The following is a 24,762-nucleotide window of genomic DNA, read 5'->3' on the forward strand; positions in this document are numbered from 1 at the left end:
TTACTCCAAAATCAGAAAAGGCTGAGTTGAAAGTTTAAACTTTCAGCTTCCCCATGTTATTCAAAAAACAGTCGACCCAATGCTAGGCCCGCTATGCCCAACAACAAACAGGCCCCAACAGACCCCACCGCGTAACCGGCGGCAAGTATAAAGGCCCGCGCTTCCACCATCCGCACTAATTCAAACGAAAACGTAGAAAAGGTGGTCAGTGCGCCGAGCATGCCGGTCATCAATGCCAGCCGCCACACATCTCCCACTGGCAGGCTAGCCAACATGATAGCCAGCAGGCCGAACAGGAAACTGCCTGCCAAGTTCACTCCGAAAGTGGCCCAAGGCCACGAGGGCATAGACGGAACGCCAAGCCATAAGCTGGTGGCGAAACGCAGGCAGGCGCCAACGGCGCCACCGATGGCTACCGCTATCCACGGCAGCATGCCGCCTTCGGTAATCGCTGATAACGACATTATTTGCGCTTCCCGTAGCGGGTCCAGTCACTGCTGGCGTTTAATTCTCGTAGGCGGGCCAGCTTTTCTGCCACTTTGATCTCAAGCCCACGATTCACCGGTTCATACAGCCGTGTGTCTTGAAGGCTGGCCGGGAAGTAATTTTCCCCAGGCACAAAAGCGTCCGGAAAATCATGGGCGTAATGATACTCGGCGCCAAAGCCTTCGTCTTTCATAAGCTGAGTGGGTGCATTGCGTAGGTGCAAAGGCACCTCATCGGTGGGTTGCTGCCGGACCAGCGCCCGAGCCTGATTATAGGCGTTATACACCGCATTGCTTTTCGGCGCGACAGCCAGATATGCAATAGCCTGGGCGATGGTCAACTCGCCTTCCGGGCTGCCTAACCGCTCCTGCACATCCCAGGCTTGCAGGCACAGCGTCAATGCCCGCGGGTCCGCATTGCCAATGTCTTCACTGGCCATACGTACCACGCGGCGAGCAATGTAGAGCGGGTCGCAGCCGCCATCGAGCATACGAGCGAACCAGTATAGGGCCGCATCCGGGTCGGAACCGCGGACGGATTTATGCATGGCGCTGATTTGGTCATAAAATAGGTCGCCGCCTTTGTCGAACCGGCGAACGGCATCACGAAGCACTTCACGCATCAGGTCCGCGTCGATATTTGGCACGTCCACATCAGCCAGGTCTGCAGCCACTTCAAGCATGTTCAGCAACCGCCGGGCATCGCCATCGGCATAGTTGAGCAACAGCTCGGTCGCTTGTGCATCTAGCTGCATGCCATTAAGTGCTGGATCATGCAGCGCACGGACAAGCAACCCACTCAGATCTTCCGGCGCCAGCGCGCGGAGCCGGTAAACCCGTGCTCGCGATAACAATGCGTTATTAAGCTCGAACGAAGGGTTTTCGGTAGTAGCGCCGATGAAGGTGATGGTGCCCTCTTCCACATGGGGTAAAAACGCATCCTGCTGGGCCTTGTTGAAACGATGAACTTCATCCACAAACAAGACCGTGCGCCGCCCCTGGCCCAGTCGAATCTGAGCTTGCTCCACCGCCGCACGAATATCTTTTACCCCGGACAACACCGCAGACAAGGTGATGAAGGCAGCATCCACGGTTTGCGCCATGATTAATGCCAGGGTGGTTTTACCCGTCCCCGGCGGGCCCCACAAAATCATCGAATGTAGCTGGCCCCGGTCCAGCGCCTGGCGCAATGGCTTGCCTTCACCCACCAGGTGCTGCTGACCTACATAGTCGTCCAAGCGAGTCGGCCGCAGGCGAGCCGCCAGGGGCTGAGCCTGTTGGGCAGCATCAAGGGCAAAAAGATCGCTCATGGAAAAACGCCTACTGGTGACTAGACAACGACCGGGTGCCCCGGCCGTTACCCGCCATTACTGTTGTTGCTGAATGACATCCGTGCCTTCCGGCGGATCGAAGTGGAACAAACTGCTATCAATACCGTCATTTAGGGTTAAGCCGATGAAATCAATCACAGTCTGCTGGCCCAATGCATCCTGAAGGCGCATGGACGCTGGCTGCCCCCCCTTGAAGGTGACGTCCAGTTGATCGAATAGCGGGTCCTGGCCTTTCGGAGTCAATCGGTAGGTTACTTCAGCCCCACGATTGTCGCGCTCAGAGATGGTAAAAGCCTTGGCCACATCCGCAGGTTTGCCGCCAAACAGTAGCGCCGGAGTCTGTCCCAGATCCTGACTCAGCGGCCGCACTACCACTTGCTCTAGGTCCTTATCGTACACCCAGACGGTAGTGCCGTCCGAGGCCGCCATCTGCTCATAGGGTGTTTCGGTCAGCCAGTAAAAACGGTTACCTCGTGCTACTTGAAACTTGCCCAAAGCTTCCTGCATGTGCGTTCCGCTCTGGTCCAGCACTACCTGCTCAAACCCGCCTTTCATGGATTCAAGCGTTTGCAAACGGCCTAACAAATCGTCCGTGGCATCGCCCCATGCGGTGGGCGAAAATAACACGGCGGGGACCATAGCCAAGGTTAACAGCAACTTTTTCATTCAAACTCCTATTTGACCGGCGGTGGCGCGATCACTTCACGCTGGCCATTGTTACCGGCCTCTGTGACTACCCCAGCCATTTCCATGGCTTCCACTAAACGGGCCGCTCGGTTGTAGCCAATTTTTAGTTTTCGTTGCACCGATGAAATCGACGCTCGCCGGGATTCGGTGACAATAGCCACGGCATCATCATATAGCGGATCATTTTCGTCATCGCTACCTTCACCGGCGCTCTCCATACCGGGCATCGGCGCGTTAAGGTCACTGCCACCCTCCAGGATTTCTTCCAGATAGTTAGGCTTACCGCGTTTACGCCAATCGTCACAAACCCGGTGCACCTCTTCATCTGAGACAAAGGCGCCGTGAACACGTTCCGGAACACTGGTGCCGCCGGGCAAATAAAGCATGTCACCATGGCCAAGCAGCTGCTCTGCTCCGCCTTGGTCTAGCACCGTGCGCGAATCGATCTTTGATGACACTTGGAAACCAATCCGTGATGGCACGTTAGCCTTGATCAGGCCGGTGATCACATCCACGGACGGGCGCTGAGTGGCGAGAATCAGGTGGATGCCAGCAGCACGGGCTTTCTGCGCGATCCGGGCGATCAGCTCCTCCACCTTCTTGCCGACAATCATCATCATGTCAGCGAATTCGTCAATCACGATGACGATATAGGGCAGATGCTCCGCTAACGGTGCTTCTTCGTCCAGGTTCATTGGGTCGTCAGGCTTCCACAGCGGGTCCTTCAGCGGCTCGCCCTTCTTCTTGGCCTCTTCGACCTTGCGGTTATAGCCGGAAATGTTACGCACGCCCATGGACGCCATCAGCCGGTAACGGCGCTCCATTTCACCCACACCCCAGCGCAGCGCACCGGCCGCCTCTTTCATGTCAGTCACCACCGGCGTCAGCAAGTGAGGAATCCCGTCATAAACCGCCAGTTCCAGCATCTTCGGATCAATCAGAATCAGCCGAACATCGTCCGGGCTGGATTTGAACAGCATGGACAGCAACATGGCGTTCACGCCCACGGATTTACCGGACCCGGTGGTGCCTGCTACCAGCAAGTGGGGCATTTTTGCCAGATCGGCCATTACCGGGCCACCGGAAATGTCCTTGCCCAAGGCCATGGTCAAAGGGGACGGGGCTTGGTCAAACATCTGTGTGCCGACCACTTCGGTAAAGCGGATCATTTCCCGCTGCTCGTTGGGAATCTCGATTCCCACTGTGGTTTTACCGGGGATCACTTCCACCACTCGCACACTGATGACTGCCAGCGAGCGAGCCAGATCCTTGGCCAAATTAGTGATTTTGGAGACCTTAATTCCTGGCGCAGGCTGAATTTCGAAACGGGTAATTACCGGGCCAGGCTGGACCGCCACCACTTGCGCATCGATGTTGAAATCCTTGAGCTTGATTTCCAGCAGACGTGACATGCCTTCCAGGGCATCGTCGGAATAACCGCCCTTGCTCTCTTCTACCGGATCCAGCAAAGCAATTGGTGGCAGCTCACCGGTGACTTCCGTGGTGAACAGCTTCTGCTGCTTCTCTTGCTGTACTCGTGCACTCTTTTCCACCGGCTTGGCCGGCTTGGCGATTTTTGGCGGGGTGCGACTTTCCGCTTTCTTTTTCGCTTCGCTGATCACCTTGGCCCGCTTTTCGTGAGCATCTTTTTTCTGTCGTTGCTCTTCGCGCTGCCGTTTGCGGGCCAGCCACCAAGCAGGCACTTTCTCAATAGCCCCTAACACTAAAGCACCGAGCCCTTCGGCCAGTGCAATCCAGGACAAGTCGGTAAATATCGTTACCCCGATCAGAAACAACGCCACCATAATCAGGGTGCCGCCCAGCGGGTTAAACCCTGCCAAAGACGCAGCCCCGACTTGATGGCCAAGAATGCCCCCCGCCCCTTCAGGCAAACTCTCTCCCACCGTGAAATGCATGTAGGACAAGGCTGTTCCAGCGAGCATAGTGAGAATGAATCCAACCAGCCGCAAACTGAACAATGGCCAACTGCCTGGTAGACCCGCATGGCGTTCACGCAATACCTTACCGGCCCAGAAGCCCACCAAGACGGGGAAGAGGTATGCCATGTAGCCGAACAATCCCAGCAACAGATCAGCACTGAACGCCCCTGCACGGCCTGCGGCGTTGCGCACGGCATCCACATTGCCCACAAAAGTCCAACCGGGATCACGGCTATCGAAACTGATCAACGCCAACAGCAGGTAAAGGGAAAAGGCGATCAATGCGATCACCATACCTTCCACCAAACCGCGCTTAAGATGGCGGGAAAACCCGGACTGTCCTTGCCCGGAAACCGTTTTGCTCACGCCTTGCCCCTCGATAAAGTCAAACTATGAGATAAAGAATAGCTGATAACGAATTGAAATTATTGCGATTGTAGTCAATCGCGATGGGAGCAGCCAGCTTTGACCCTCCCTGTGCGCCCAAGCGCATCGCATTATTGCACACATTCCATATGCTCTGCGGCGGCGCGCCCCTGGCCGTCATTCTCCCTATTGCGCTGATAGCCCATGATCAGGCTTCACGGGACCGGCGTTTTCCGGTACTTTTCTCTGCCTTGAACGTGCAGGGTTTGCCCCCACTGTTGGCATAGCTAAGTCAGCCTTCCATGGCATGACTGACTTCCTGCAACCATCTACGTATCTACTGGAGTAACACATGAGCGACGTGCAGCACCATCGGCTGATTATTCTGGGCTCAGGACCGGCGGGTTACACTGCGGCTGTCTACGCTGCCCGAGCCAACCTAAAGCCGGTAGTGATTACTGGGATCCAGCCCGGTGGCCAGCTCACCACGACGACTGAAGTGGATAACTGGCCCGGTGATGTGGAAGGACTGCAGGGACCAGACCTTATGGTGCGCATGCAGCAACACGCCGAGCGATTTGATACGCAAATGGTATACGACCATATCAATGAGGTGGACCTCAAACAGCGTCCTGTCGTTCTTAAAGGCGACAACGGCACTTACACCTGTGACGCCCTGATCATCGCCACCGGTGCTACAGCCATGTACCTGGGGCTGGAATCAGAGGCAGCATTCATGGGTAAAGGGGTTTCCGCCTGCGCCACCTGTGACGGTTTCTTCTACAAGGGCCAAAAAGTGGCCGTGGTCGGCGGCGGCAACACTGCCGTTGAAGAAGCGCTGTACCTTTCTCACATTGCTGAGCATGTAACGCTTGTACATCGCCGCGACAGCCTACGCGCCGAAAAAATCCTCCAGGACAAGCTGCTCGCCAAGGACAACATCTCCGTTGAATGGGACCACACTCTGGAAGAAGTACTGGGTGATGACAGCGGCGTCACCGGCATGCGCATCAGATCCACGAAAGGCGAAGGCAGCAAAGATCTGGATCTGCAAGGGGTCTTTATTGCCATCGGGCACAAACCCAACACGGATATTTTTACCGGCCAGCTGGAAATGAAAGACGGCTACATCAAGATCGCTAGCGGCACCGAAGGCAATGCCACCGCCACTAGTGTAGAAGGGGTGTTTGCTGCTGGAGACGTGGCTGACCATATCTACCGCCAAGCAGTCACCTCCGCGGGGGCAGGCTGTATGGCCGCCCTGGATGCTGAACGCTTCCTGGACCACCTGAAAAACTAGTCCCGCAAACGAGGGCCGCGATTATGGTGCCATGGCTGGAACCTGGAGAACCCTTCCCTGATACCCGGCTCGCCCTCACCGACCCAGACGGCCTACTGGCTGCTGGGTCGGACCTTAGCCCTGATACTCTTCTAAGGGCTTACTCGACCGGCATCTTCCCTTGGTATGACGCTGAATCTCAGCCGATACTTTGGTGGAGCCCCGCCCCGCGCTGCGTAATCCAACTGGAACAACTGCATGTCAGTCGCAGCTTGGCACGCCATCTGCGCCGTGCTGATTTCACCGTGACCTTCGATCGTGCCTTTGAAACAGTGATGCGCACCTGTGCCGCCCCACGGCAAGACGAAGCCGGCACCTGGATAAGCGAAGACATGCTAGCAGCCTACTGCCGATTACATGAGCTCGGCTATGCCCATAGTGTGGAAATCTGGCAGAACGGTGCGCTGGCCGGGTGTCTCTATGGCATCCAGTTGGGGCAGATGTTTTTTGGTGAATCCATGGCATCACCGCAGCGCAACGGCTCCAAGGTTGCGCTGGTGGCGTTACGCAATTTCGCCCGGAAACTGGATATCCAGCTGCTTGATGCGCAAATCGAGAATCCACATCTCATGTCCATGGGTGCCGAGATGATGCCAAGAAGCGCCTTCGAAGCCCATCTTCAACGCTGGATTCCCAGCCAGCCGGCACCTAGCCACTGGCCCGGCGACCGCTTTGACTGGCCAGACCTACAGGCTGCGCATCAGGCTTTTTAGCGCCCCGCAGCTAAGCTACACTTAGCACCATGACTGACTTATCCACACTGCGCTTTTTTCGCACCCCAGCCCATGGCTGCAGTTACCTAGAAGACCGCCAGGCGTCTACTCTGTTTGTGGACCCCCAGGCGGCGCTATCACCGGAGCTTTATAGCGAACTGAGCCTGCTGGGATTTCGTCGCAGCGGTGACTACCTGTACCGCCCCCATTGCGACAGTTGTAATGCCTGTATTCCAGCCCGAGTGCGGGTGGATGACTTCCTCCCCCGCCGCCGTCACCGTCGTATCCTCAAACACAATGCGGATCTGACCGTGCACCGCGAGCCTGCTCGCTTCAGTCGTGAGCTGTACACCCTTTATGCGGCCTATATCAACGATCGCCACGGTGACGGCGACATGTACCCGCCTTCGGAGGAACAGTTCACCAATTTTCTTACCTGCGAATGGGCCGACACGCATTTCTACGGATTTCGCGAGAAGGGAAAGCTGCTGGCTGTGGCCGTTACCGACCAACTTAATGACGGCCTATCCGCCGTGTACACATTTTTCGACCCAACCCTGCCAGAACGCAGCCTGGGTGTTATGGCCTTGTTGTGGCAGATTGAACAGTGTCAGCGACTGCGGCTTCCTTACCTGTATTTGGGCTACTGGATTCGCCAATGCCAGAAGATGAGCTACAAAAACCAGTACCAACCCCTGGAGATTCTTGCCAGCGGCAGCTGGAAAGAGCAGTCGGAGCCCAATGATTCCGGGGATTGAGCCTATTCTTGCACCCATTTCCCAACTTCTTTTGCAGCCAGCGCCCTTTTACGGCACAATTGCGCGTCGCTAATAGCCGGTAACCCAAGGTAATTGTTGGATGGCGAAAGAAGAGCAAATCGAACTTGAAGGTGTCATCGTTGATACTCTGCCTAACACGATGTTTCGTGTGAAGCTGGACAACGGTCATGTAATTACGGCCCATATCTCCGGGAAGATGCGTAAGTTTTATATCCGCATCCTCACAGGGGATCGTGTAAAAGTGGAAATGTCTCCCTATGACCTCACCAAGGGACGCATCACTTTCCGGATGAAATAGTCTGGAACGGCTTCGGCCGATACACCAACAAAAAAACCCGGTATAGCCGGGTTTTTTTGTTCGTGTTTGATAATAAAGAGCAACAGGGCGCGCACTCTAACAAAGAAAACGCCCTGCTCCCTCCTGTTTAAGCAGGTTCGGCCGTGGTCGCTTCCACAGAAAGCACCAGGTCCCCGTCTTTCTCAGTGACATTAACCTGCCCACCGGCACCGGCCAATTCACCGAACAGCAGTTTCTCTGCCAACGGTTTCTTGATTTTTTCCTGTAACAAACGCGCCATGGGGCGTGCCCCCATATCTTTGTCGTAACCCTTTTCAGCTAACCAGGTGCGGGCTGCATCATCCACATTCAATACCACTGCGCGCTCATCCAGCTGGGCTTGTAATTCCACCAGGAACTTATCGACCACACCCAAGATAACCGTGCTGGTCAACGGCAAGAACTGAATGGTGCCATCAAGACGATTGCGGAACTCCGGTGTGAAAACTTTCTTGAGCATTTCCATGCCATCGGTGCTGTTGTCCTGCTCAGTAAAGCCGATAGAGCGCTTGTTGAGCACCTCCGCGCCCGCATTGGTGGTCATAATCAAGATCACGTTACGGAAGTCCGCCTTGCGGCCGTTATTGTCGGTCAGCGTGGCATTGTCCATCACCTGCAGCAGGATATTGAACACTTCCGGGTGAGCTTTCTCGATTTCATCCAATAGCAACACACAGTGTGGCGTTTTGGTGATCGCCTCGGTCAGCAAACCGCCCTGATCAAAGCCCACGTAGCCGGGAGGCGCGCCAATCAGGCGGCTCACCGTATGGCGTTCCATATATTCGGACATATCAAAGCGTACCAGCTCCACACCCAAGGCACGGGCCAGTTGCCGGCTTACTTCCGTTTTACCCACCCCAGTGGGCCCGGCAAACATGAAGCTACCGATGGGTTTATGTTCACCCTTCAAGCCAGCGCGGGACAGTTTGATGGCTGCCGAAATGGTATCAATGGCCTCATCCTGACCAAAGACGGTCATCTTCAGGTCACGCTCCAGATTGCGCAGCAACTCCTTGTCGGATGACGACACTTGCTTGGGAGGAATACGGGCAATTTTAGCCACCATATCTTCCACATCGGTTTCTTCGATAGTGTGTTTGCGCACGTCCTGTGGGCGCAGCCTCTGCCAAGCGCCCACTTCATCGATCACGTCGATGGCCTTATCCGGCAAATAGCGATCATTGATATAACGGGCGCTCAGCTCCGCCGCCGCTTTCAAGGCTCCGTCCGTGTAGCTGACATCATGATGGGCTTCAAAACGGCTCTTCAGCCCTTTTAGGATGCCAACCGTGTCTTCAACAGACGGCTCAACCACATCAATCTTCTGGAAACGACGAGACAGCGCCCGATCCTTCTCGAATACACCGCGGTATTCCTGGAAGGTGGTTGAACCCATGCATTTCAGTTCACCGGAGGCTAACAGCGGCTTCAATAGGTTGGAGGCATCCATGACCCCGCCGGAGGCGGCACCGGCACCAATAATGGTGTGAATCTCATCGATAAACAGGATCGAATTAGGCTCTTTCTTCAGCTCGCCCAACAGGGTTTTCAAGCGTTTTTCGAAATCCCCACGGTACTTGGTGCCAGCCAGCAGAGCTCCCAGATCCAGCGAGTAGACGACTGCATCCAGCAGCGGCTCAGGCACCTGCTCTTCCACGATCATCCGCGCCAGGCCTTCCGCGATGGCGGTTTTGCCCACCCCGGGCTCGCCTACCAGCAAGGGGTTATTCTTGCGGCGACGACAAAGAATCTGCGCCGCTCGCTCAATCTCAAACGCGCGGCCCACCAGCGGGTCAATGCGGTCGTCTCGGGCCAGCTCATTCAAATTGGTGGCGTAGTTATCCAGCGCTCTGGCCGAAGCCGCACTTTCTTGGCCAGCCTCCATTTCCTTTTCGGTTTCAATAGAGGGATCCGCATCTTCAATCTGGGAAATGCCATGGGCGATAAAATTGACGATATCCAAGCGGTGAATATCTTGGCAATTGAGGAAATAGACGGCTTGGCTTTCCTGTTCATTGAAGATTGCCACCAGCACATTGGCGCCGGTCACTTCTTTCTTGCCTGACGACTGCACACTGAATACCGCACGCTGCAGGACCCGCTGAAAACCAAGCGTGGGCTGGGTGTCGCGCTCAGGATCGGTATCCGGCAGTAACGGTGTGGAGTCTTCGATAAATTGGGATAACGCATCACGCAATTCATCCAGGTCTGCGGCGCAGGCGCGCAAGACCTCGACGGCCGCCTCGTTATCCAGCAACGCCAGCAGCAAATGCTCCACTGTCATAAATTCATGACGATGGCCACGTGCGTGACGAAACGCCTCGTTAAGCGTCATTTCCAGTTCTTTGCTGAGCATAAGGCTACCTCACTGCAGGGCCCGCAAGGAGAGTGTCAGGCCTGTTCCACCTGACACATCAACGGATGCTGATTCTCCCGGGCGTATTCCACCACTTGCGTGGCTTTTGTTTCGGCGATGTCTTGCGGGTAAACCCCGCACACCGCTTTTCCTTCAGTGTGAACCGTGAGCATGACACGGGTGGCCTGCTCACGGTCCAAATTGAAGAAGTCTTCTAGTATCTCTACCACAAAATCCATTGGCGTGTAGTCATCATTGAGCATCAACACCTTGTACATGGACGGTGGCTTTAGCTTTGGCTTAGCCTCCTCGACGGCAAGGTCACCGTGCCGATCCGGGTCTGAGGAGGAATCTGCCGGCCCGCCACGCAGCGAGCCTGTTTCGTCAATCATTACCGGATGCCAATTCATAAAGCCTCAAAACGGTTGTAACCCTGCTGGCGTCAGCAGGCAATGAAGAAATGATGGGTGGTCGGTGTTTTTTCAATCCCCTGAGGTAAATCAATTTACCGGGATCATTTCACAGGGTTGACACCCCGCTGTGCATGTTTAAAAGTTGCACAATGCACTTAGGTAGAGTTTACCGCAGCAAACCGCCTGAGGATAAAAATAAACATATTCGCCATTGGATAGGCAGAGGGAAGGACCATGGCAACGGGACGAGTAAAGTGGTTTAACAACGCCAAGGGCTACGGCTTTGTACGCCCAGATGAAGGGGGCGAAGACCTGTTCGTCCACTATTCCTACATTCAGATGGATGGCTACAAGAGCCTGAAAGCCGGGCAACCAGTGGAATATGATGTACAGCCCGCCAACAAAGGCTACCACGCGATTAACTTGCGCACCGACGAAGAGGCCAGCAATGAGGAAGGGGCCACTGAAGATCAGACGACGCCTTCCTGACGCTGCGCTGCAGGCTGGGTGAATTCGTATTAATGCATATGGGCGCCTCAGGCGCCCATATGTTCAATCACCGCATCCCCAAACTCTGAACACCGTAACAATGTTGCATCCGGCATCAACCGCTCAAAGTCATAGGTTACTGTCTTGGCGGCAATTGCCCCTTCCACACCATTAATAATTAGGTCAGCTGCATCATTCCAGCCCATGTGACGCAACATCATTTCCGCAGATAGAATGAGCGAGCCCGGGTTCACCTTATCTTGACCCGCGTATTTGGGCGCGGTGCCATGAGTGGCCTCGAACAGGGACACGGAGCCACCGATGTTGGCACCCGGCGCAATACCGATTCCACCGACTTCCGCCGCCAGAGCATCAGAAATGTAATCGCCGTTCAGGTTCAGCGTTGCGATTACGCTGTAATCCGCCGGGCGCATCAATATCTGTTGCAGGAAGGCATCTGCAATTACATCTTTGATGATGATTTCCTTGCCAGTACGCGGATTCTTCATGGTCATCCAGGGGCCACCGTCAAGCAATTGCGCGCCAAACCGTTCACCGGCAAGCTGGTAGCCCCAATCCTTAAAGGCCCCCTCCGTATACTTCATGATGTTGCCTTTGTGCACCAAGGTGACGGAATCTTTATCATTATCAATAGCGTACTGAATCGCTTTGCGCACCAAGCGCTGGGTCCCCTCGCGGGATACTGGCTTGATACCAATACCGCAGCCTTCCGGAAAACGGATTTGGGTAACGCCCATCTCTTCGCGTAAAAAACGGATTAATTTAGTCGCTTCCGGGCTATCCGCTGCCCATTCAATCCCTGCGTAGATATCTTCAGAGTTCTCACGGAAGATAATCATGTCAGTGAGCTCGGGGTGGGTCACCGGGCTAGGAACGCCTTCAAAATAGCGCACCGGGCGCATACAAGTGTAAAGATCCAACTCCTGACGCAGGGATACATTGAGAGAGCGAATGCCGCCGCCCACTGGGGTGGTCAACGGCCCTTTGATTCCCACAGCGAACTCTCTAAGAGCTTCCAGCGTTTCTTCGGGTAGCCAAACATCTGATCCGTATACCACCGTGGCTTTTTCCCCGGCATAAACTTCCATCCACGTAATGCCACGCTTTGTCCCGTAAGCTTTTTCAATTGCGGCGTTAACCACCTTGATCATTACGGGTGAAATATCAACACCAATACCATCACCTTCGATATAAGGAATGATCGGATGATTGGGAACATTCAGGGACAGGTCCGCGTTAACCGTGATTTTGTCACCGTCTGCCGGAACCGTAATCTTTTGGTATCCCATCTATACTTCTCCCTCTGCATAAAACGAAATAAGGCGCTTCTTTCGAGTATCTCATTGCCCCAAAGGATGAAGGCAGACGCCAATAGACACAACCGCGCTGCGCCTCATGCCCGTCGTCAACATGGGTCGACGGCATAAAATCCAGCCACGCCATATCCTAGCCAGTCTTGTGGGCCATAGGGCAAAGGGCAAAGGGTGAGTGAGAGACGTTGAGAAGTAATGATAGGATCGGTAGCAAGACACCCGATAATAAAGGCTATTAATAGCGCCTCTGGCACCGTAGACACAGCAATTGAACCGTAGCGCCAGATTCATCCCCAGGCTGTCGGCTTACTCTGCATTACCACCGGGCCACAAGCCGACCTGTTTGATCCAGGCCGACCTGTCTTGCTTTACCTTACAGCTTTTCGAGAATCTGGTTAAAGGTCCCGCTGGGACGCATGGCTTGCGAGGCTTTATTGAAATCAGGGTTATAGTACCCGCCGATATCAATAGGAGAACCTTGTACTGCTACCATTTCTTTAACGATTTTCTCTTCGTTCTGGCTAAGGGAAGAGGCGATTTCTGTGAATTTTTCTTTCAACTCAGCATCATCGTCTTGAGCCGCTAAGGCCTGAGCCCAGTACATGGCCACATAAAAATGACTTACCCGATTATCCGGCTGGCCAACTTTACGTGAGGGTGACTTGTTCTGCTCAAGATACTGCTCATTAGCTTTATCCAGAGCCGCAGCAATCACCTTGGCTTTTTTGTTGCCATATTTTTCGCCGAGCTCTTGAATAGATACCGACAGGGCAAGAAATTCACCCAGTGAATCCCAACGCAGGTGATTTTCTTCCAAGAATTGCTGTACATGCTTGGGAGCGGAACCGCCGGCTCCGGTTTCATAGAGGCCGCCCCCCGCCATTAACGGCACAATGGACAACATCTTGGCACTAGTCCCCAGCTCCAGAATGGGGAACAAGTCCGTCAAATAGTCACGTAGCACGTTACCTGTTACTGAAATGGTATCCTTGCCACGGATCATTCGCTCCATGGTATAGCGGATAGCCTGTACCGGAGACATGATCCGGATATCAAGACCCTCGGTATCGTGGTCTTTCAGGTATTCCTTAACCTTAAGAATCAGCTGTGCATCATGGGCCCGTTCTTTATCCAACCAGAAAATGGCCGGGGTATTGCTCAGCCGTGCACGTACCACCGCTAGCTTGACCCAGTCCCGAATTGGCAGGTCTTTTGCCTGGCACATACGCCAGATATCACCCTGTTCCACTTTATGGGTTAGCAACACCTCACCGTCCTCTCGAACGATACGCATGGAGCCGTCTGCGGTGGCTTCGAACGTTTTATCGTGAGAGCCGTACTCTTCTGCTTTCTGCGCCATCAAACCAACATTAGGCACGGAGCCACAGGTAACCGGATCAAAGGCGCCGTGGGTTTTGCAGAAATTAATTACTTCTTGATAAATAGTCGCGTAGGTACTTTCAGGGATCACCGCTTTGGTATCTTTCAGCTTGCCATCAGCACCGTACATTTTGCCGCCCTGGCGAATCATCGCCGGCATAGAGGCATCCACAATAACGTCTGAAGGAACGTGAAGATTAGAAATACCACGGTCTGAATCAACCATGGCCAACTCCGGACGGTGCAAATAGCAGGCCCGAATTGTGGATTCAATTTCCAAACGCTGGGAAATCGGCAACTCTTCAATTTTCTGATAGATGTTGCTCAGGCCATTATTAGGGTTGGCGCCGATTTTCTCGAGAATCTCACCGTGTTTCTCGAACAACTCCCGGTAGAAACAACGCACAGCATGACCAAACACGATAGGGTGTGACACCTTCATCATGGTCGCTTTCACGTGCAGGGAAAACAACATCCCCGTGTTCTTCGCGTCTTCGATTTGCTCGTCAAAAAAAGCACAGAGTGCTTTTTTGCTCATATACATGGCATCAATGACTTCGCCATCGAGGAGCGCCAAATCCGGCTTCTTCACGGTGATATTACCGTTTGAATCCTCAAATTCAATGCGTACCTTGCAGGCCTTGTCGATAGTGCACGAGGTCTCATGGGAAAAGAAATCGCCCCCGCGCATATGTGCAACATGGGTGCGTGAAGCAGGACTCCAATACCCCATGCTATGCGGGTTCTTGCGAGCGTAATTTTTTACCGCAATCGGCGCGCGACGGTCAGAATTGCCTTCACGAAGTACAGGGTTTACTGCGGAACCCAGAATTTTGGTGTACCTAGCCTGAATATCTTTCTCTTTCTCATTTTGAGGCTCATCAGGATATTCCGGCACCGCGTAGCCATGCTCGTTCAATTCAGCGATAGCTTCTCTAAGCTGTGGAATGGAGGCGCTGATATTTGGCAGCTTGATAATGTTGGCCTCAGGATCCTGGGTCAGGTCACTCAGTTCAGATAGTGTATCCTTTACCTTCTGCTGTTCTGACAAATATTCAGGGAAACTGGCTAAAATGCGCGTTGCGAGGGAGATATCACTGCTTTCTACTTCAATACCAGCGATAGAAGTGAATTTCTCGATAATGGGCAAAAAGGAATAGGTCGCCAGCGCTGGCGCCTCATCGGTCATGGTATAAATAATTTTAGGCGTGGTCATAGATTTACAAGGTCCCAATTGTATTGGTAGAGCTTTCCGCCTGATTTCAGTCGGCTTTTGACCGTCAGATCAGCGGGCAGGAAACAACAGTGTTCCCTCCGAATAAAACTGTATTTTGCATAGGCTGGCGAGTATAGCACTGACCGTTTAGCCTTGTTAGGACAAGCGGCAGTAACTATGCCTGTAACAACTTCTGTTTAGGTCATTGACGCTCACAGCCTATGGCACAATTGATATTACTTAACAAACCCTTCCGGGTCCTGTCACAGTTCAGCGACGATCAAGGCCGCCGAACGTTGCGCGAGTTTGTCTGCGTACCGGGAGTGTATCCGGCCGGCCGACTGGACTGGGATTCTGAAGGCCTGTTGTTGCTGACCGATGACGGTGCGCTTCAGGCACGCATCAGTGATCCACGGTTCAAGCTTCCCAAAACCTATTTGGTTCAGGTGGAGGGCCAGCCCGGGCCACAGGAACTGCAAAAACTACGCCAAGGCATTCGTCTCAAGGATGGGCCTACCCGGCCAGCCAAGGTTAGCTTAATCGATGATCCCTGCTTGTGGCCGCGCACGCCTCCTGTCCGGTCGCGTAAAACAGTACCGGATAGCTGGCTCAGTCTCACTATAGACGAAGGTCGCAATCGTCAGGTGCGGCGAATGACCGCAGCCATCGGCCACCCCACCCTTCGCTTGATTCGCTGGCAAATCGGTGATTGGTCTCTTGCCGATTTGGCGCCAGGGGAGTCCCGTTCTATGATGGTTCACGCCCCAAAGCCCGCTACAGCCAAGCATCGGCGGCCTCGGCATCGCTCTGGCGGGCCTGGACCCAAACCCAATGGCCGTTAATAAGTTCTTTCTTCCAGAATGGCGCCCGGGTTTTTAGCAGGTCCATGATAAAGGCGCAGGCTGCAAACGCATCCTGGCGATGGGAGGCGCTGACCGCTACCTGCACAATGTCTTCAGCCACCGCCATGGTGCCAATTCTGTGCACCACCCAAACACCATTAAGTTGCCATTTGTCTGCCGCACGCTCAACAATGGTGCGCAACACCGTTTCTGTCATGCCTGGATAATGCTCTAAGTGAAGCGCTTCCACTCTGCCCTGCTCATCGCGCACCTGTCCGTTGAATTGCACCACGGCGCCGCTAAGGCCTTGATCGCGCAACCAGTCTGTCGGTGCCGCCGGCTCAAGTGCCGCGCCGGTTACTGCCACCCAAACCTTCACCCTCCGGTCACCGGAGGAAACAGGGCCACTACATCGCCATCACGGATGGCTGTCTGTTCTTGGCTCAGCACCTCATTCACCGCCACCATGTAATGGGGTGTAGCCTCCAGCGCCCGGGCTACCGCCGGATTGTCTTCTTCCAGCCACGCCACCAGCGCCGTCACCGTGTCGGTGCCTTGCGGCGCAGTGACCGTCAGGCTGTCACAGCCGACCCGCTCACGCAGAGCGGCAAAGAAACGAATTTCAATCATTTTATCTTTCCCTCCGGAACGTCCCGCTACGACCACCGGATTTTTCCAGCAGGCACACAGATTCAATCACCATGCAGCGATCCACCGCCTTACACATGTCATACAGCGTGAGGCAAGCAACGGACGCAGCCGTTAGCGCCTCCATTTCCACGCCGGTAGTACCTTTAAGCTTACAGGTCGCCTGTACACACAGCGCATCGTCGGCCTCTGGCTCAATGGTGACCGTGATCCCAGTCAGTAACAGCGGGTGGCACAGTGGAATCAAGTCCCAGGTTTTTTTGGCTGCCTGAATGCCCGCAATCCGTGCGGTAGCAAGCACATCACCCTTGGGGTGCTCGCCAGCCAAGATCATTTGCAGGGTGCTCGGCTGCATCCGCACCCGCGCTTGCGCGGTGGCCGCACGCTGGGTGATATCCTTATCGGTCACATCGACCATCTGGGCCCGACCACTGTCGTCCAGGTGGGTAAATCGTTGTTCAGTCATGCTCAGAGGTGTCTCCGCCCTGTTGTCTGTGGCGCCGCTGCGCTACCATTCTCGCCTTTCCAGAATTGAATGAAGTACCGTCATCAGCCCGCCTGGGCCGTCGGCGCTTCCCCGGTAGGATACGCTATGAACAGCTTTGAGCCGCACATTACTGTGGCCTGCGTAGTCGAACAAGATGGCCGCTTCCTGTTTGTCCGTGAAATGAGCAAGGGCGAGGAAGTACTGAACCAGCCCGCTGGTCATGTGGAATTCGGTGAGAACCTAATGCAAGCCGCATACCGTGAGACGCTGGAAGAAAGCGCGTGGCAGGTAGAAATCACCGACCTGCTCGGCTGGTATATCTTTCAGCCGCACAAGGGAGCCGGCGTGTATTACCGCACCTGCTTCGTGGCACGTCCAATCAGCCACGACCCGAAACAGAAACTCGATACCGGTATTCTGGAAGCCGAGTGGTTGAGCCCGGATGAGTTCCGTGCTCGCCGCCACCAACATCGCAGTGCGCTGGTGGAAAAATGCCTGGATGATTACCTGTCCGGCCGCCGATTGCCCCTGGACAGCATTTATCAGCACCCCTGGCCTCTGCAGAGAGGATGATTCGCCATGACTAAGGCTCCCCAAGACACCCGTGTCATCGTCGGTATGTCCGGCGGTGTGGATTCCTCCGTAGCCGCCGCCCGCCTGATCGATGCGGGTTATCAGGTGGAAGGTCTGTTCATGAAGAACTGGAATGAGGACGACGGCACCGATTACTGCACCGCACGCGAAGACCTACTCGACGCCATGCAAGTGGCAGGCGTACTGGGTATCGAGCTGCATACTGCCAACTTCGCAGAGCAATACTGGGATCGAGTGTTCGCTCACTTTCTGGCCGAATATAAGGCTGGGCGCACGCCTAATCCGGATATCCTCTGCAACAAGGAAATTAAGTTTCAAGCGTTTCTGGATCACGCTATCACCTTAGGCGCCGATTACATTGCCACCGGCCATTACTCACAGGTAAGCCATACTGGCAAAGCAAAACTGCTGCGCGCCGTAGACACCAACAAGGATCAGACTTACTTCCTGCATGCCGTGGATTATCAGAAATTTGACCGCACCCTGTTCCCGCTAGGCGACCTGGAAAAACCTGAAGTACGGCGAATCGCAGAGCAAAAAGGCTTTGATAATCACAAAAAGAAAGACTCCACCGGCATCTGCTTTATCGGTGAGCGCCGATTCAAGGATTTCCTGGAGCAGTATCTACCCGCCCAGCCAGGCTCCATTGAAGACGATCATGGCAACGTGATTGGTCAGCATGACGGCCTGATGTATTACACGCTGGGCCAGCGTCAGGGGCTCGGCATCGGTGGGCTGGCCAGCGCCAGTGAAGCCCCTTGGTATGTGGCCAAGAAAGACCTGGAACGTAACGTATTGATCGCTGTACAAGGTACCGACCACCCTCTGCTTTACAGCCGCGTACTCAACAGTGCGCCAATGCAGTGGGTCGCACTGGAAGCGCCGGCCTTGCCGGCCCGGCTCACCGCCAAAACCCGCTACCGCCAGCCCGATCAGGGCTGCACCGTTAGCGATGCCGGCGAAGGCCGCGTAACCGTGACATTCGATGAACCACAACGCGCCGTCACGCCTGGGCAATCCGTGGTGTTCTACGATGGCCCAGTCTGTTTGGGCGGCGCGGTGATTGAGGAAACGGCATGAGCGAACGTTTTTCGCCAGAACAACAGCAGCTGCTGGCCCTGGCCGCCGTGTTCGAAGCAGCCCAACTTGCCGATGATGTGGCCCAGCGTGGTGATTGTGACTCACAGGCCTTTGAAGCGCTAATTGCTGGCGTCATGGAGCTGGATGCGGATAACTTCGATGGCGTTTACAGCCAGCCAGGCCTGCTTCGTGAAGGCGTTAGCTTGCTTAGCCGGAGCCTGAGTAAGGATTCTCGTGGCGCCAATCTGCGGCCGCTCAACTATGGCCTTGCTCTGCTGCACCTGGCAGGCAAATTGCGCAACAATGAAGACACCGTAAGCATCCTGCGTAATCGATTACTGGCGTTGAGTGGTCAACAGGCCCACTTTGATCGATTTTCAGATGATGCCTTTTGCCACAGAATTGCCGGTATTTATCTAGATACCTTAGGTACTTTCCGGTTTCGCATTCAGGTAAAGGGCGAGCCGGCCCACCTGCAAGACGACAACAAGGCCGCACGCATCCGCGCGCTGTTTCTGGCCGGAGTGCGTGCCGCCTTCCTCTGGCACCAGCTGGGCGGGCGACGCTGGCACTTACTGTTTCAAAGAAAGCGCCTTATTAGCGTCATTGAATCAATTGATATCAATGGCTTGCGATAATATTTTAAAGTAAATAATAGCAACATTGTCGGCTCATCGTCGTAACGGCGCAGTTTGCGCAATTTTGCTGTATGATTGCGCCGCCTTTGGATTCTACGTGTACGTACCTATTTCGACGAAAATCGGGAGCCTGACATGTCCAGCCTTACCTCTTTGACTGCCATTTCACCGGTAGACGGTCGTTACGCCAGCAAAGTCGATGCACTGCGCAATACCACCAGTGAATACGGCCTGATTCGCTTCCGCGTCCATGTGGAAGTCAGCTGGCTGGAACAGCTGGCCCACGATAAGAACATCCCTGAAGTTCCCCTGATGAGCGGCCAAGCGGCCTGGAACCTGCGTGGTATCACTCGAGATTTCGAGCCTCAACATGCCGAGCGCATCAAGGCCATCGAAGCCACCACCAACCATGATGTGAAAGCGGTAGAGTACTTCATCAAAGAAAAGATGGCCGAGCACGATGAGCTGGCCAATATGAGTGAATTCGTGCACTTCGCCTGCACCAGTGAAGACATCAACAACCTGTCTTATTCCCTGATGCTGCGCGAAGCCCGTGAAATCCTGTTGCCGAAAATGGATCAAGTGATTAGCGCTATCCGCAAACAGGCCCACGCCCAAGCAGATCAGCCGATGCTATCTCGCACCCATGGCCAGTCAGCTTCCCCTACCACCGTAGGCAAGGAAATGGCTAACGTGGTTGCCCGGCTGCAACGCCAGCGTGACCAATTTGCTGGCGTCGAATTGCTCGGCAAGATCAACGGCGCCGTGGGCAACTATAATGCTCACCTGTCCGCCTACCCAGACGTGGACTGGGAGGCTTTTGCACGTCGCTTTGTGGAAGCCCTGGGGCTTACTTTCAATCCCTTTACCACCCAGATCGAACCCCACGACTGCGTTGCCGAATTTTTCCACGCCCTGATGCGTTTCAATACCATTCTGCTGGACTTCGACCGTGATGTGTGGGGCTACATTTCCTTAGGCTACTTCAAGCAACGCACAGTGGAAGGTGAAGTCGGCTCCTCCACCATGCCGCATAAGGTTAACCCTATCGACTTCGAGAACTCCGAGGGCAACCTGGGCTTGGCCAACGCCATCATGGACCATTTAGCCGCCAAATTGCCCATGTCCCGCTGGCAGCGCGACCTGACCGACTCCACCGTACTGCGTAACGTTGGCGTAGGCTTGGCGCACAGTGTGATTGCCTATGAGGCAAGCCTAAAAGGGATTGGCAAACTGGAGGTTAACCCGGCTCGCCTGGACGAGGATCTAGACGCTGCCTGGGAAGTTCTAGCAGAGCCTATCCAGACCGTCATGCGTCGTTACGGCATCGAGAAGCCCTACGAAAAACTCAAGGCGCTAACCCGCGGCAAGGATGGCATCAACCAAGAGACGCTGACAGCCTTCATTAATGAGCTGGCCATTCCCGACGAGGCCAAGGAGCTGTTGCTAGCCATGACCCCGGCCACCTATGTGGGCAATGCTGCCCAGCAAGCGCGTAGCATCTAATGCCGGCCACAGCGCAACTGCCCTCCTTTACGCTGCCGCTTACCCCGGCAGCGTTTTTGCGTGAGCACTGGCAGAAACGTCCTTTATTCATGCCCGGTGCTGCCAGCGGCCTGGATCAGCCGGATGCAAACACCTTGGCCGGACTTGCCTTGGAAGAGTCAGTCGAAGCCCGGGTCATAACTGGTGCAGGCAACGGCCCTTGGTCGGTACTGCAAAGCCCCCTCGACGACAATGTTTTCGAGACCCTCGGTGAGAAAAATTGGACACTGCTCGTTCAGTCTGTGGATCACTTTCTCACTGAAACCTCGCTGCTACTGGACGATTTCGCGTTTCTGCCAAACTGGCGGGTGGAAGACATCATGATTAGCTACGCGGCCAAAGGCGGCAGCGTTGGCCCGCATTTTGATCGTTATGATGTTTTCCTGATCCAGGCAAGCGGCAGTCGTCGCTGGCAGATCGGCGACGTGTGCGACGAAAGCAGCCCTCGCCAGGCTACCGACGAGCTGAAATTGCTGGCGCAAATGCCCGTTCGTGAAGAGTTTATTGCGCAACCCGGCGATGTGCTTTACCTGCCACCCGGGGTGGCCCATCACGGGGTCGCCGAAGACAGCGACTGCATTACATGGTCGGTGGGCTTTCGCGCTCCGGATTACCAAATGCTGATGGCAGAGATCGCCGGTGAATGCCTAGCCGAATCCGACAGCAAACTCTTTACTGACCCGGACCGAGGAATCACTACTGATCCCTCAATCTTGGCCGACACAGATCGGCAGCAGCTGGTGCGTGGAGCTTTGGACCTTCTGCACCCCGAGGCTATCGAGCGAGCCATTTATCGTTGGCTCTCCACCCCTCGATTAGAGGGCCTTGAATTTGCGGTAGATGAACACCATATCCGCGAACGCGATAGTGACGTATCTTTGGTGCGCCACGGCAGTGTGCGCCTGCTCATGCAGGGCAAACTTGCTTGGCTAAACGGAGAGGCTCATACACTAACAGAACAACAACAACCGCTGGTGCAGCTACTGGCCAGTAAAAGACGCTACCAGAAACGCGAGTTGGACGCCGTTATGACGCCCACCGCGAGAGAACTGCTTCATGAATGGATTGAACAGGGCCACTTTTCCCCACTATAACGAGACCCCTATGGCTATCAGCATTATCGAAACCCGTTGGGACAAACACGAAGCCGCGCTGCGTGGTCTCCGCCAAGCCGTATTTATCAAGGAACAACACGTACCGGAAGAACTGGAATGGGATGGCGAAGACGCCGCCGCCATTCACTTTCTGGCCTTGGACGCCGAGCAACAGCCTGTGGGCTGTATTCGCTTGCTGCCCACCGGGCAGATCAGCCGTTTGTGCGTACTCTCCGAGCAGCGCAACTACGGTGTTGGCAGTTCACTGCTGGTCGCTGCAGAAGAAACGGCACGAGCCAACGGCATGAAAGAAATCTTTCTACACGCCCAAACCCACGCCACCAGCTTTTACGAAGCGGCTGGCTTTTCGGTGTCTGGAGGCATTTTCATGGATGCCAACATTCCCCACCGGCAAATGTTCAAACCCCTGCTCTAAGCCATGCACTTGGTCATCGGTGACGACGACACCCTGCACCACCCTGCCCGCAGTAACGCCAGCTTGGCGCTGGCCTCACTGATCAGCGCCAGCCGTCGTCGTCTCTGGCTTCGAGTGCCGACACTGGATGGACTCACTGGCAATGCAGCTGTGTGCGATGCCGTCAAGGTTCTGGCCTTGAGCAATGCCCGGGCGGATATCCGTATTCTTTTCGACAGCATAGAAAATGCCGTACGTAACGGCCACCGCTTGGTTCACCTGTCCCGCCGCTTACCTTCGCGCATCACCCTGCGGCAAACCCAGCCTGACGATAATGATGCCCAGCAATGCTTTGCCATCGGCGATAACAGCAGCCTGTTCGAAGCCAGTGGCTGGCCTCGCCCCGCTCGACTGGACCTGTGTGGCCATCGGCTACCGCAAGCGCCGCGCTTGGCGCAACAGTTCCTTGAACATTGGGCGCGCGGTAGGGCATCAACCGAGTTGCGCGAACTGCGACTTTGAATCTGAGGTCGAATTACGGCTACGGCTACGGCTAATAGCGCAAGGGCCTATTGGCAAAACCACTTTAGGTCGAATGAGCCTCCCAGCGGCATAACCCGGCCATATTTCATTGCCTTGCAAGGCTTGCGATCAGCTGCCATACGGTTTGCCCGCTGGCTTGATATTTTTCTTCGAAATCCGTGGCCGCCGGCGCCTCTGTCGTCAGCGGACTCAATACTGCCTCAATGCCGCTTATGGCCAGTGCCGCCTGCACTTCCTGAAGATAAAGCGGCCAGTTACTACGCAGCTCCAACTCTCCCCCTAGAGCCAGCACGGTTGGCCACACCGGGTGGCCGTGCCAGCGCCGCTTCAGGTGTGCACTTTTCGGCCACGGGTTCGGATAGAGAATCTGATGTCGGTCAAGCAACCAGCCCTGCTGTTGCATTAGTCGCCACAGCCCGGTGCAATCGGCACGGACTAACAACAGATTTTTCGGGGGCTGCAGCCAGCGACGACCACCGCGCTCCAAACGGTTAGCGGACTGGTCTACCGCGATCACTAGCGCCTCGGGGTTCGCCTGCGCCAATAGCACTGACGAGCGCCCGGTTCCACAACCCGAGTCCACCATCAGCGGACGCTCCAAACCGTTTTCATTGCGCCATGTGACAACCTGCTCGAACGACGCGTGGTCATGGTCTGCAATGGGCGCTCGCCAAACCGAGGCCAGATGCCGGCGCACCACTTTCTCCAGATCCTCGTGAATGCCCGTCTGATTCGAGCTAACCGCACGGCTATTGGCAAACATGGCGTTTCTAACCATCAAAGCGACTTGGGGGAGGCACATTGTAGGGATAAGAGCCGTCAGTGCCAGCCCTTGGTGGAATTTGCGCAGTAAGTGACAAGCGGTGCCTAGCGGCGCTACTGTTACTGTAAAAGCAGCACGACCAACCTTGAAACCCCGAAGGACGCCATGCGCCTGTGCCTCAGCCTGCTCGTCATCATGCTCACCTTTCCCGTCCCGTGCACCGCTGAAGGCATGACCATCCATGTGCTGGAGCGCCCTGACGCACCGGCCCTGGTGCCGGTGATTGAACCACTACTGCCGGTCGGCGGCAGCGTACGGGCCTACCGGGGCAAACTGATTGTGCGTACCAGTGAGGCCAACATGCAGGAACTGCAAAGCGTACTGGGCAGGCTGGAGACTGCCCCGTCAACGCTGATCGTGCATCTGCGTCGCCAGCATAGCGCTGCCCGCCAACAAGCCCGCATTGATACTGACGTACGGGGCCGCATCGAATCGGGCCAAGCGCCGATTATCAAGGGCGAGGTGCGCATCGACCAGCAGAACCAGCAACAACAACGTGAAGATCACTACCAAATCCGCACTCTCAATGGTTACCCCGCCTACATCAGCCAAGGCTCGCTTGTGGCGCTCAGCGGCAGTTATTACGGACCCCAGCTTGTGCAGCTCGATCAGGGCATTCAGGTACTGCCCCAGTTGGGCACGGACGGCAGCGTGGTCCTGCAAATCAGCCAGCGCTTTGACCAGCCCACTCGTCACAACACCGCGCGCACCAAACACAGCGCCACGACCCTGCGGGTTACCCTCGGGCGTTGGCAGCCCATGGGGAGCATTAACATGACTCAAAGCGGAACCGACCAGAGCATTGGAAGCTATCAGGGTCGGCAGCAAAGCTTGACCTTGCCGTTAGAGGTGATGGTGGAGAAAGAGTAGTCGCACGCTGCAAGGACA

26 protein-coding genes are annotated in these 24,762 nt (G+C 55.2%); 14 read left to right on the top strand and 12 right to left on the bottom strand.

The genetic code is table 11. The features are described 5' to 3' along the window. Positions 1 to 56 precede the first annotated feature (56 nt). Genes Y017_RS00425 through Y017_RS00440 form a run of 4 tightly spaced genes read right to left on the bottom strand, consistent with a single transcriptional unit; the run spans position 57 to position 4,809 of the window. Positions 57 to 464, bottom strand: coding sequence for a CrcB family protein (locus tag Y017_RS00425; RefSeq protein ID WP_051428667.1), 408 nt, complete (start codon positions 462 to 464; stop codon positions 57 to 59). After that, entirely contained in the window at positions 464 to 1,795 is a 1,332-nt protein-coding gene (locus tag Y017_RS00430; RefSeq protein WP_035458230.1) for a replication-associated recombination protein A, read from the bottom strand. The genes Y017_RS00425 and Y017_RS00430 overlap by 1 nt, the downstream gene beginning before the upstream one ends. A 57-nt stretch (positions 1,796 to 1,852) precedes the next feature. Then, positions 1,853 to 2,482 carry an outer membrane lipoprotein chaperone LolA gene (gene lolA, locus Y017_RS00435; RefSeq protein ID WP_011588573.1) on the bottom strand — a complete coding sequence of 210 codons (630 nt, stop codon included), beginning with the start codon at positions 2,480 to 2,482 and terminating at the stop codon, positions 1,853 to 1,855. A gap of 8 nt (positions 2,483 to 2,490) precedes the next feature. After that, the gene (locus Y017_RS00440; protein ID WP_011588572.1) at positions 2,491 to 4,809 is read right to left on the bottom strand and encodes a DNA translocase FtsK; all 2,319 of its coding nucleotides are present in this window, start codon (positions 4,807 to 4,809) and stop codon (positions 2,491 to 2,493) included. 352 nt (positions 4,810 to 5,161) lie between these two features. Between Y017_RS00440 and trxB the strand changes: the two genes are divergently transcribed. The 4 genes from trxB to infA all read left to right on the top strand — a co-directional run bounded on the left by trxB (position 5,162) and on the right by infA (position 7,938). Next, positions 5,162 to 6,109, top strand: coding sequence for a thioredoxin-disulfide reductase (gene trxB, locus Y017_RS00445; RefSeq protein WP_011588571.1), 948 nt, complete (start codon positions 5,162 to 5,164; stop codon positions 6,107 to 6,109). Between the two features lie 23 nt (positions 6,110 to 6,132). Then, the gene (gene aat, locus Y017_RS00450; protein WP_011588570.1) at positions 6,133 to 6,861 is read left to right on the top strand and encodes a leucyl/phenylalanyl-tRNA--protein transferase; all 729 of its coding nucleotides are present in this window, start codon (positions 6,133 to 6,135) and stop codon (positions 6,859 to 6,861) included. 29 nt (positions 6,862 to 6,890) lie between these two features. Next, positions 6,891 to 7,619, top strand: coding sequence for an arginyltransferase (locus tag Y017_RS00455; protein WP_011588569.1), 729 nt, complete (start codon positions 6,891 to 6,893; stop codon positions 7,617 to 7,619). 100 nt (positions 7,620 to 7,719) lie between these two features. Then, positions 7,720 to 7,938: a translation initiation factor IF-1 gene (infA, locus tag Y017_RS00460; RefSeq protein WP_007149029.1), complete on the top strand. Its 219-nt coding sequence runs from the start codon at positions 7,720 to 7,722 to the stop codon at positions 7,936 to 7,938. A gap of 127 nt (positions 7,939 to 8,065) precedes the next feature. On the opposite strand, the gene clpA is transcribed toward infA, so the two are convergent. Both clpA and clpS read right to left on the bottom strand, forming a co-directional pair. Then, positions 8,066 to 10,333 (bottom strand): ATP-dependent Clp protease ATP-binding subunit ClpA, encoded by a 2,268-nt coding sequence (gene clpA / locus Y017_RS00465; RefSeq protein WP_035458233.1) that lies wholly within the window; start codon positions 10,331 to 10,333, stop codon positions 8,066 to 8,068. 35 nt (positions 10,334 to 10,368) lie between these two features. Continuing rightward, entirely contained in the window at positions 10,369 to 10,725 is a 357-nt protein-coding gene (gene clpS / locus Y017_RS00470; protein ID WP_101234987.1) for an ATP-dependent Clp protease adapter ClpS, read from the bottom strand. A 255-nt stretch (positions 10,726 to 10,980) separates the two neighbouring features. On the opposite strand from clpS, the gene Y017_RS00475 reads away from it, so the two are divergent. Next, positions 10,981 to 11,235: a cold-shock protein gene (locus Y017_RS00475; RefSeq protein WP_011588566.1), complete on the top strand. Its 255-nt coding sequence runs from the start codon at positions 10,981 to 10,983 to the stop codon at positions 11,233 to 11,235. A gap of 47 nt (positions 11,236 to 11,282) precedes the next feature. Here the strand turns inward: Y017_RS00475 and icd are convergent, their stop codons facing one another. Together icd and Y017_RS00485 are read right to left on the bottom strand one after the other, a co-directional pair. Further along, complete coding sequence (gene icd, locus Y017_RS00480) at positions 11,283 to 12,545, bottom strand: NADP-dependent isocitrate dehydrogenase (protein WP_035458235.1); 1,263 nt, start codon at positions 12,543 to 12,545, stop codon at positions 11,283 to 11,285. A 397-nt stretch (positions 12,546 to 12,942) separates the two neighbouring features. Beyond that, positions 12,943 to 15,165, bottom strand: a complete 2,223-nt coding sequence (locus tag Y017_RS00485; RefSeq protein ID WP_011588564.1) for an NADP-dependent isocitrate dehydrogenase — start codon at positions 15,163 to 15,165, stop codon at positions 12,943 to 12,945. Between the two features lie 221 nt (positions 15,166 to 15,386). Here Y017_RS00485 and Y017_RS00490 point away from each other — a divergent pair, with 221 nt between their 5' ends. After that, a complete protein-coding gene (locus tag Y017_RS00490; RefSeq protein WP_011588563.1) occupies positions 15,387 to 16,007 on the top strand; it encodes a pseudouridine synthase in 621 nt (206 codons plus the stop codon). Here the strand turns inward: Y017_RS00490 and Y017_RS00495 are convergent. From Y017_RS00495 to moaC, 3 genes are read right to left on the bottom strand one after another with little or no spacing between them, the layout of a single operon-like run. Continuing rightward, the gene (locus tag Y017_RS00495) at positions 15,940 to 16,374 is read right to left on the bottom strand and encodes a molybdenum cofactor biosynthesis protein MoaE (protein WP_011588562.1); all 435 of its coding nucleotides are present in this window, start codon (positions 16,372 to 16,374) and stop codon (positions 15,940 to 15,942) included. The genes Y017_RS00490 and Y017_RS00495 overlap by 68 nt on opposite strands. A gap of 8 nt (positions 16,375 to 16,382) precedes the next feature. Continuing rightward, on the bottom strand, positions 16,383 to 16,637 hold the full coding sequence (gene moaD, locus Y017_RS00500) for a molybdopterin converting factor subunit 1 (protein WP_011588561.1): 255 nt from the start codon (positions 16,635 to 16,637) through the stop codon (positions 16,383 to 16,385). A gap of 1 nt (position 16,638) precedes the next feature. Beyond that, on the bottom strand, positions 16,639 to 17,121 hold the full coding sequence (gene moaC, locus Y017_RS00505) for a cyclic pyranopterin monophosphate synthase MoaC (protein WP_011588560.1): 483 nt from the start codon (positions 17,119 to 17,121) through the stop codon (positions 16,639 to 16,641). 126 nt (positions 17,122 to 17,247) lie between these two features. Here moaC and Y017_RS00510 point away from each other — a divergent pair, with 126 nt between their 5' ends. The 7 genes from Y017_RS00510 to Y017_RS00540 all read left to right on the top strand — a co-directional run bounded on the left by Y017_RS00510 (position 17,248) and on the right by Y017_RS00540 (position 23,030). Next, complete coding sequence (locus tag Y017_RS00510; RefSeq protein WP_011588559.1) at positions 17,248 to 17,715, top strand: NUDIX hydrolase; 468 nt, start codon at positions 17,248 to 17,250, stop codon at positions 17,713 to 17,715. A gap of 6 nt (positions 17,716 to 17,721) precedes the next feature. Beyond that, the gene (gene mnmA / locus Y017_RS00515; RefSeq protein ID WP_011588558.1) at positions 17,722 to 18,816 is read left to right on the top strand and encodes a tRNA 2-thiouridine(34) synthase MnmA; all 1,095 of its coding nucleotides are present in this window, start codon (positions 17,722 to 17,724) and stop codon (positions 18,814 to 18,816) included. Continuing rightward, complete coding sequence (gene hflD / locus Y017_RS00520) at positions 18,813 to 19,454, top strand: high frequency lysogenization protein HflD (protein ID WP_011588557.1); 642 nt, start codon at positions 18,813 to 18,815, stop codon at positions 19,452 to 19,454. The genes mnmA and hflD overlap by 4 nt, the downstream gene beginning before the upstream one ends. A gap of 135 nt (positions 19,455 to 19,589) precedes the next feature. Beyond that, complete coding sequence (gene purB / locus Y017_RS00525) at positions 19,590 to 20,960, top strand: adenylosuccinate lyase (RefSeq protein WP_011588556.1); 1,371 nt, start codon at positions 19,590 to 19,592, stop codon at positions 20,958 to 20,960. Continuing rightward, complete coding sequence (locus tag Y017_RS00530; protein WP_035458239.1) at positions 20,960 to 22,093, top strand: JmjC domain-containing protein; 1,134 nt, start codon at positions 20,960 to 20,962, stop codon at positions 22,091 to 22,093. The genes purB and Y017_RS00530 overlap by 1 nt, the downstream gene beginning before the upstream one ends. Before the next feature lie 10 nt (positions 22,094 to 22,103). Further along, on the top strand, positions 22,104 to 22,529 hold the full coding sequence (locus tag Y017_RS00535) for a GNAT family N-acetyltransferase (protein ID WP_035458240.1): 426 nt from the start codon (positions 22,104 to 22,106) through the stop codon (positions 22,527 to 22,529). Positions 22,530 to 22,532: 3 nt separating this feature from the next. After that, positions 22,533 to 23,030, top strand: coding sequence for a hypothetical protein (locus tag Y017_RS00540; protein WP_035458241.1), 498 nt, complete (start codon positions 22,533 to 22,535; stop codon positions 23,028 to 23,030). A gap of 106 nt (positions 23,031 to 23,136) precedes the next feature. On the opposite strand, the gene Y017_RS00545 is transcribed toward Y017_RS00540, so the two are convergent. Further along, entirely contained in the window at positions 23,137 to 23,814 is a 678-nt protein-coding gene (locus Y017_RS00545) for a tRNA (guanosine(46)-N(7))-methyltransferase TrmB (RefSeq protein WP_035458242.1), read from the bottom strand. A gap of 165 nt (positions 23,815 to 23,979) precedes the next feature. On the opposite strand from Y017_RS00545, the gene Y017_RS00550 reads away from it, so the two are divergent. Beyond that, positions 23,980 to 24,744 (top strand): hypothetical protein, encoded by a 765-nt coding sequence (locus Y017_RS00550; protein WP_035458243.1) that lies wholly within the window; start codon positions 23,980 to 23,982, stop codon positions 24,742 to 24,744. Positions 24,745 to 24,762: the final 18 nt, after the last annotated feature.

The organism is Alcanivorax sp. 97CO-5, from assembly GCF_000524665.1.
In the GTDB taxonomy this organism is placed as follows: domain Bacteria; phylum Pseudomonadota; class Gammaproteobacteria; order Pseudomonadales; family Alcanivoracaceae; genus Alcanivorax; species Alcanivorax borkumensis.

Coding starts and splice junctions, on each gene's coding strand:
- Y017_RS00490 (WP_011588563.1), top strand. CDS start 15,387: ATGGCACAATTGATATTACTTAACAAACCCTTCCGGGTCCTGTCACAG.
- purB (WP_011588556.1), top strand. CDS start 19,590: ATGTCCAGCCTTACCTCTTTGACTGCCATTTCACCGGTAGACGGTCGT.
- infA (WP_007149029.1), top strand. CDS start 7,720: ATGGCGAAAGAAGAGCAAATCGAACTTGAAGGTGTCATCGTTGATACT.
- mnmA (WP_011588558.1), top strand. CDS start 17,722: ATGACTAAGGCTCCCCAAGACACCCGTGTCATCGTCGGTATGTCCGGC.
- Y017_RS00430 (WP_035458230.1), bottom strand. CDS start 1,795: ATGAGCGATCTTTTTGCCCTTGATGCTGCCCAACAGGCTCAGCCCCTG.
- clpS (WP_101234987.1), bottom strand. CDS start 10,725: ATGATTGACGAAACAGGCTCGCTGCGTGGCGGGCCGGCAGATTCCTCC.
- moaC (WP_011588560.1), bottom strand. CDS start 17,121: ATGACTGAACAACGATTTACCCACCTGGACGACAGTGGTCGGGCCCAG.
- Y017_RS00455 (WP_011588569.1), top strand. CDS start 6,891: ATGACTGACTTATCCACACTGCGCTTTTTTCGCACCCCAGCCCATGGC.
- trxB (WP_011588571.1), top strand. CDS start 5,162: ATGAGCGACGTGCAGCACCATCGGCTGATTATTCTGGGCTCAGGACCG.
- moaD (WP_011588561.1), bottom strand. CDS start 16,637: ATGATTGAAATTCGTTTCTTTGCCGCTCTGCGTGAGCGGGTCGGCTGT.
- Y017_RS00540 (WP_035458241.1), top strand. CDS start 22,533: ATGCACTTGGTCATCGGTGACGACGACACCCTGCACCACCCTGCCCGC.
- lolA (WP_011588573.1), bottom strand. CDS start 2,482: ATGAAAAAGTTGCTGTTAACCTTGGCTATGGTCCCCGCCGTGTTATTT.
- hflD (WP_011588557.1), top strand. CDS start 18,813: ATGAGCGAACGTTTTTCGCCAGAACAACAGCAGCTGCTGGCCCTGGCC.
- Y017_RS00535 (WP_035458240.1), top strand. CDS start 22,104: ATGGCTATCAGCATTATCGAAACCCGTTGGGACAAACACGAAGCCGCG.
- Y017_RS00545 (WP_035458242.1), bottom strand. CDS start 23,814: ATGTTTGCCAATAGCCGTGCGGTTAGCTCGAATCAGACGGGCATTCAC.
- clpA (WP_035458233.1), bottom strand. CDS start 10,333: ATGCTCAGCAAAGAACTGGAAATGACGCTTAACGAGGCGTTTCGTCAC.
- Y017_RS00425 (WP_051428667.1), bottom strand. CDS start 464: ATGTCGTTATCAGCGATTACCGAAGGCGGCATGCTGCCGTGGATAGCG.
- Y017_RS00550 (WP_035458243.1), top strand. CDS start 23,980: ATGCGCCTGTGCCTCAGCCTGCTCGTCATCATGCTCACCTTTCCCGTC.
- Y017_RS00510 (WP_011588559.1), top strand. CDS start 17,248: ATGAACAGCTTTGAGCCGCACATTACTGTGGCCTGCGTAGTCGAACAA.
- aat (WP_011588570.1), top strand. CDS start 6,133: ATGGTGCCATGGCTGGAACCTGGAGAACCCTTCCCTGATACCCGGCTC.
- Y017_RS00485 (WP_011588564.1), bottom strand. CDS start 15,165: ATGACCACGCCTAAAATTATTTATACCATGACCGATGAGGCGCCAGCG.
- Y017_RS00530 (WP_035458239.1), top strand. CDS start 20,960: ATGCCGGCCACAGCGCAACTGCCCTCCTTTACGCTGCCGCTTACCCCG.
- icd (WP_035458235.1), bottom strand. CDS start 12,545: ATGGGATACCAAAAGATTACGGTTCCGGCAGACGGTGACAAAATCACG.
- Y017_RS00475 (WP_011588566.1), top strand. CDS start 10,981: ATGGCAACGGGACGAGTAAAGTGGTTTAACAACGCCAAGGGCTACGGC.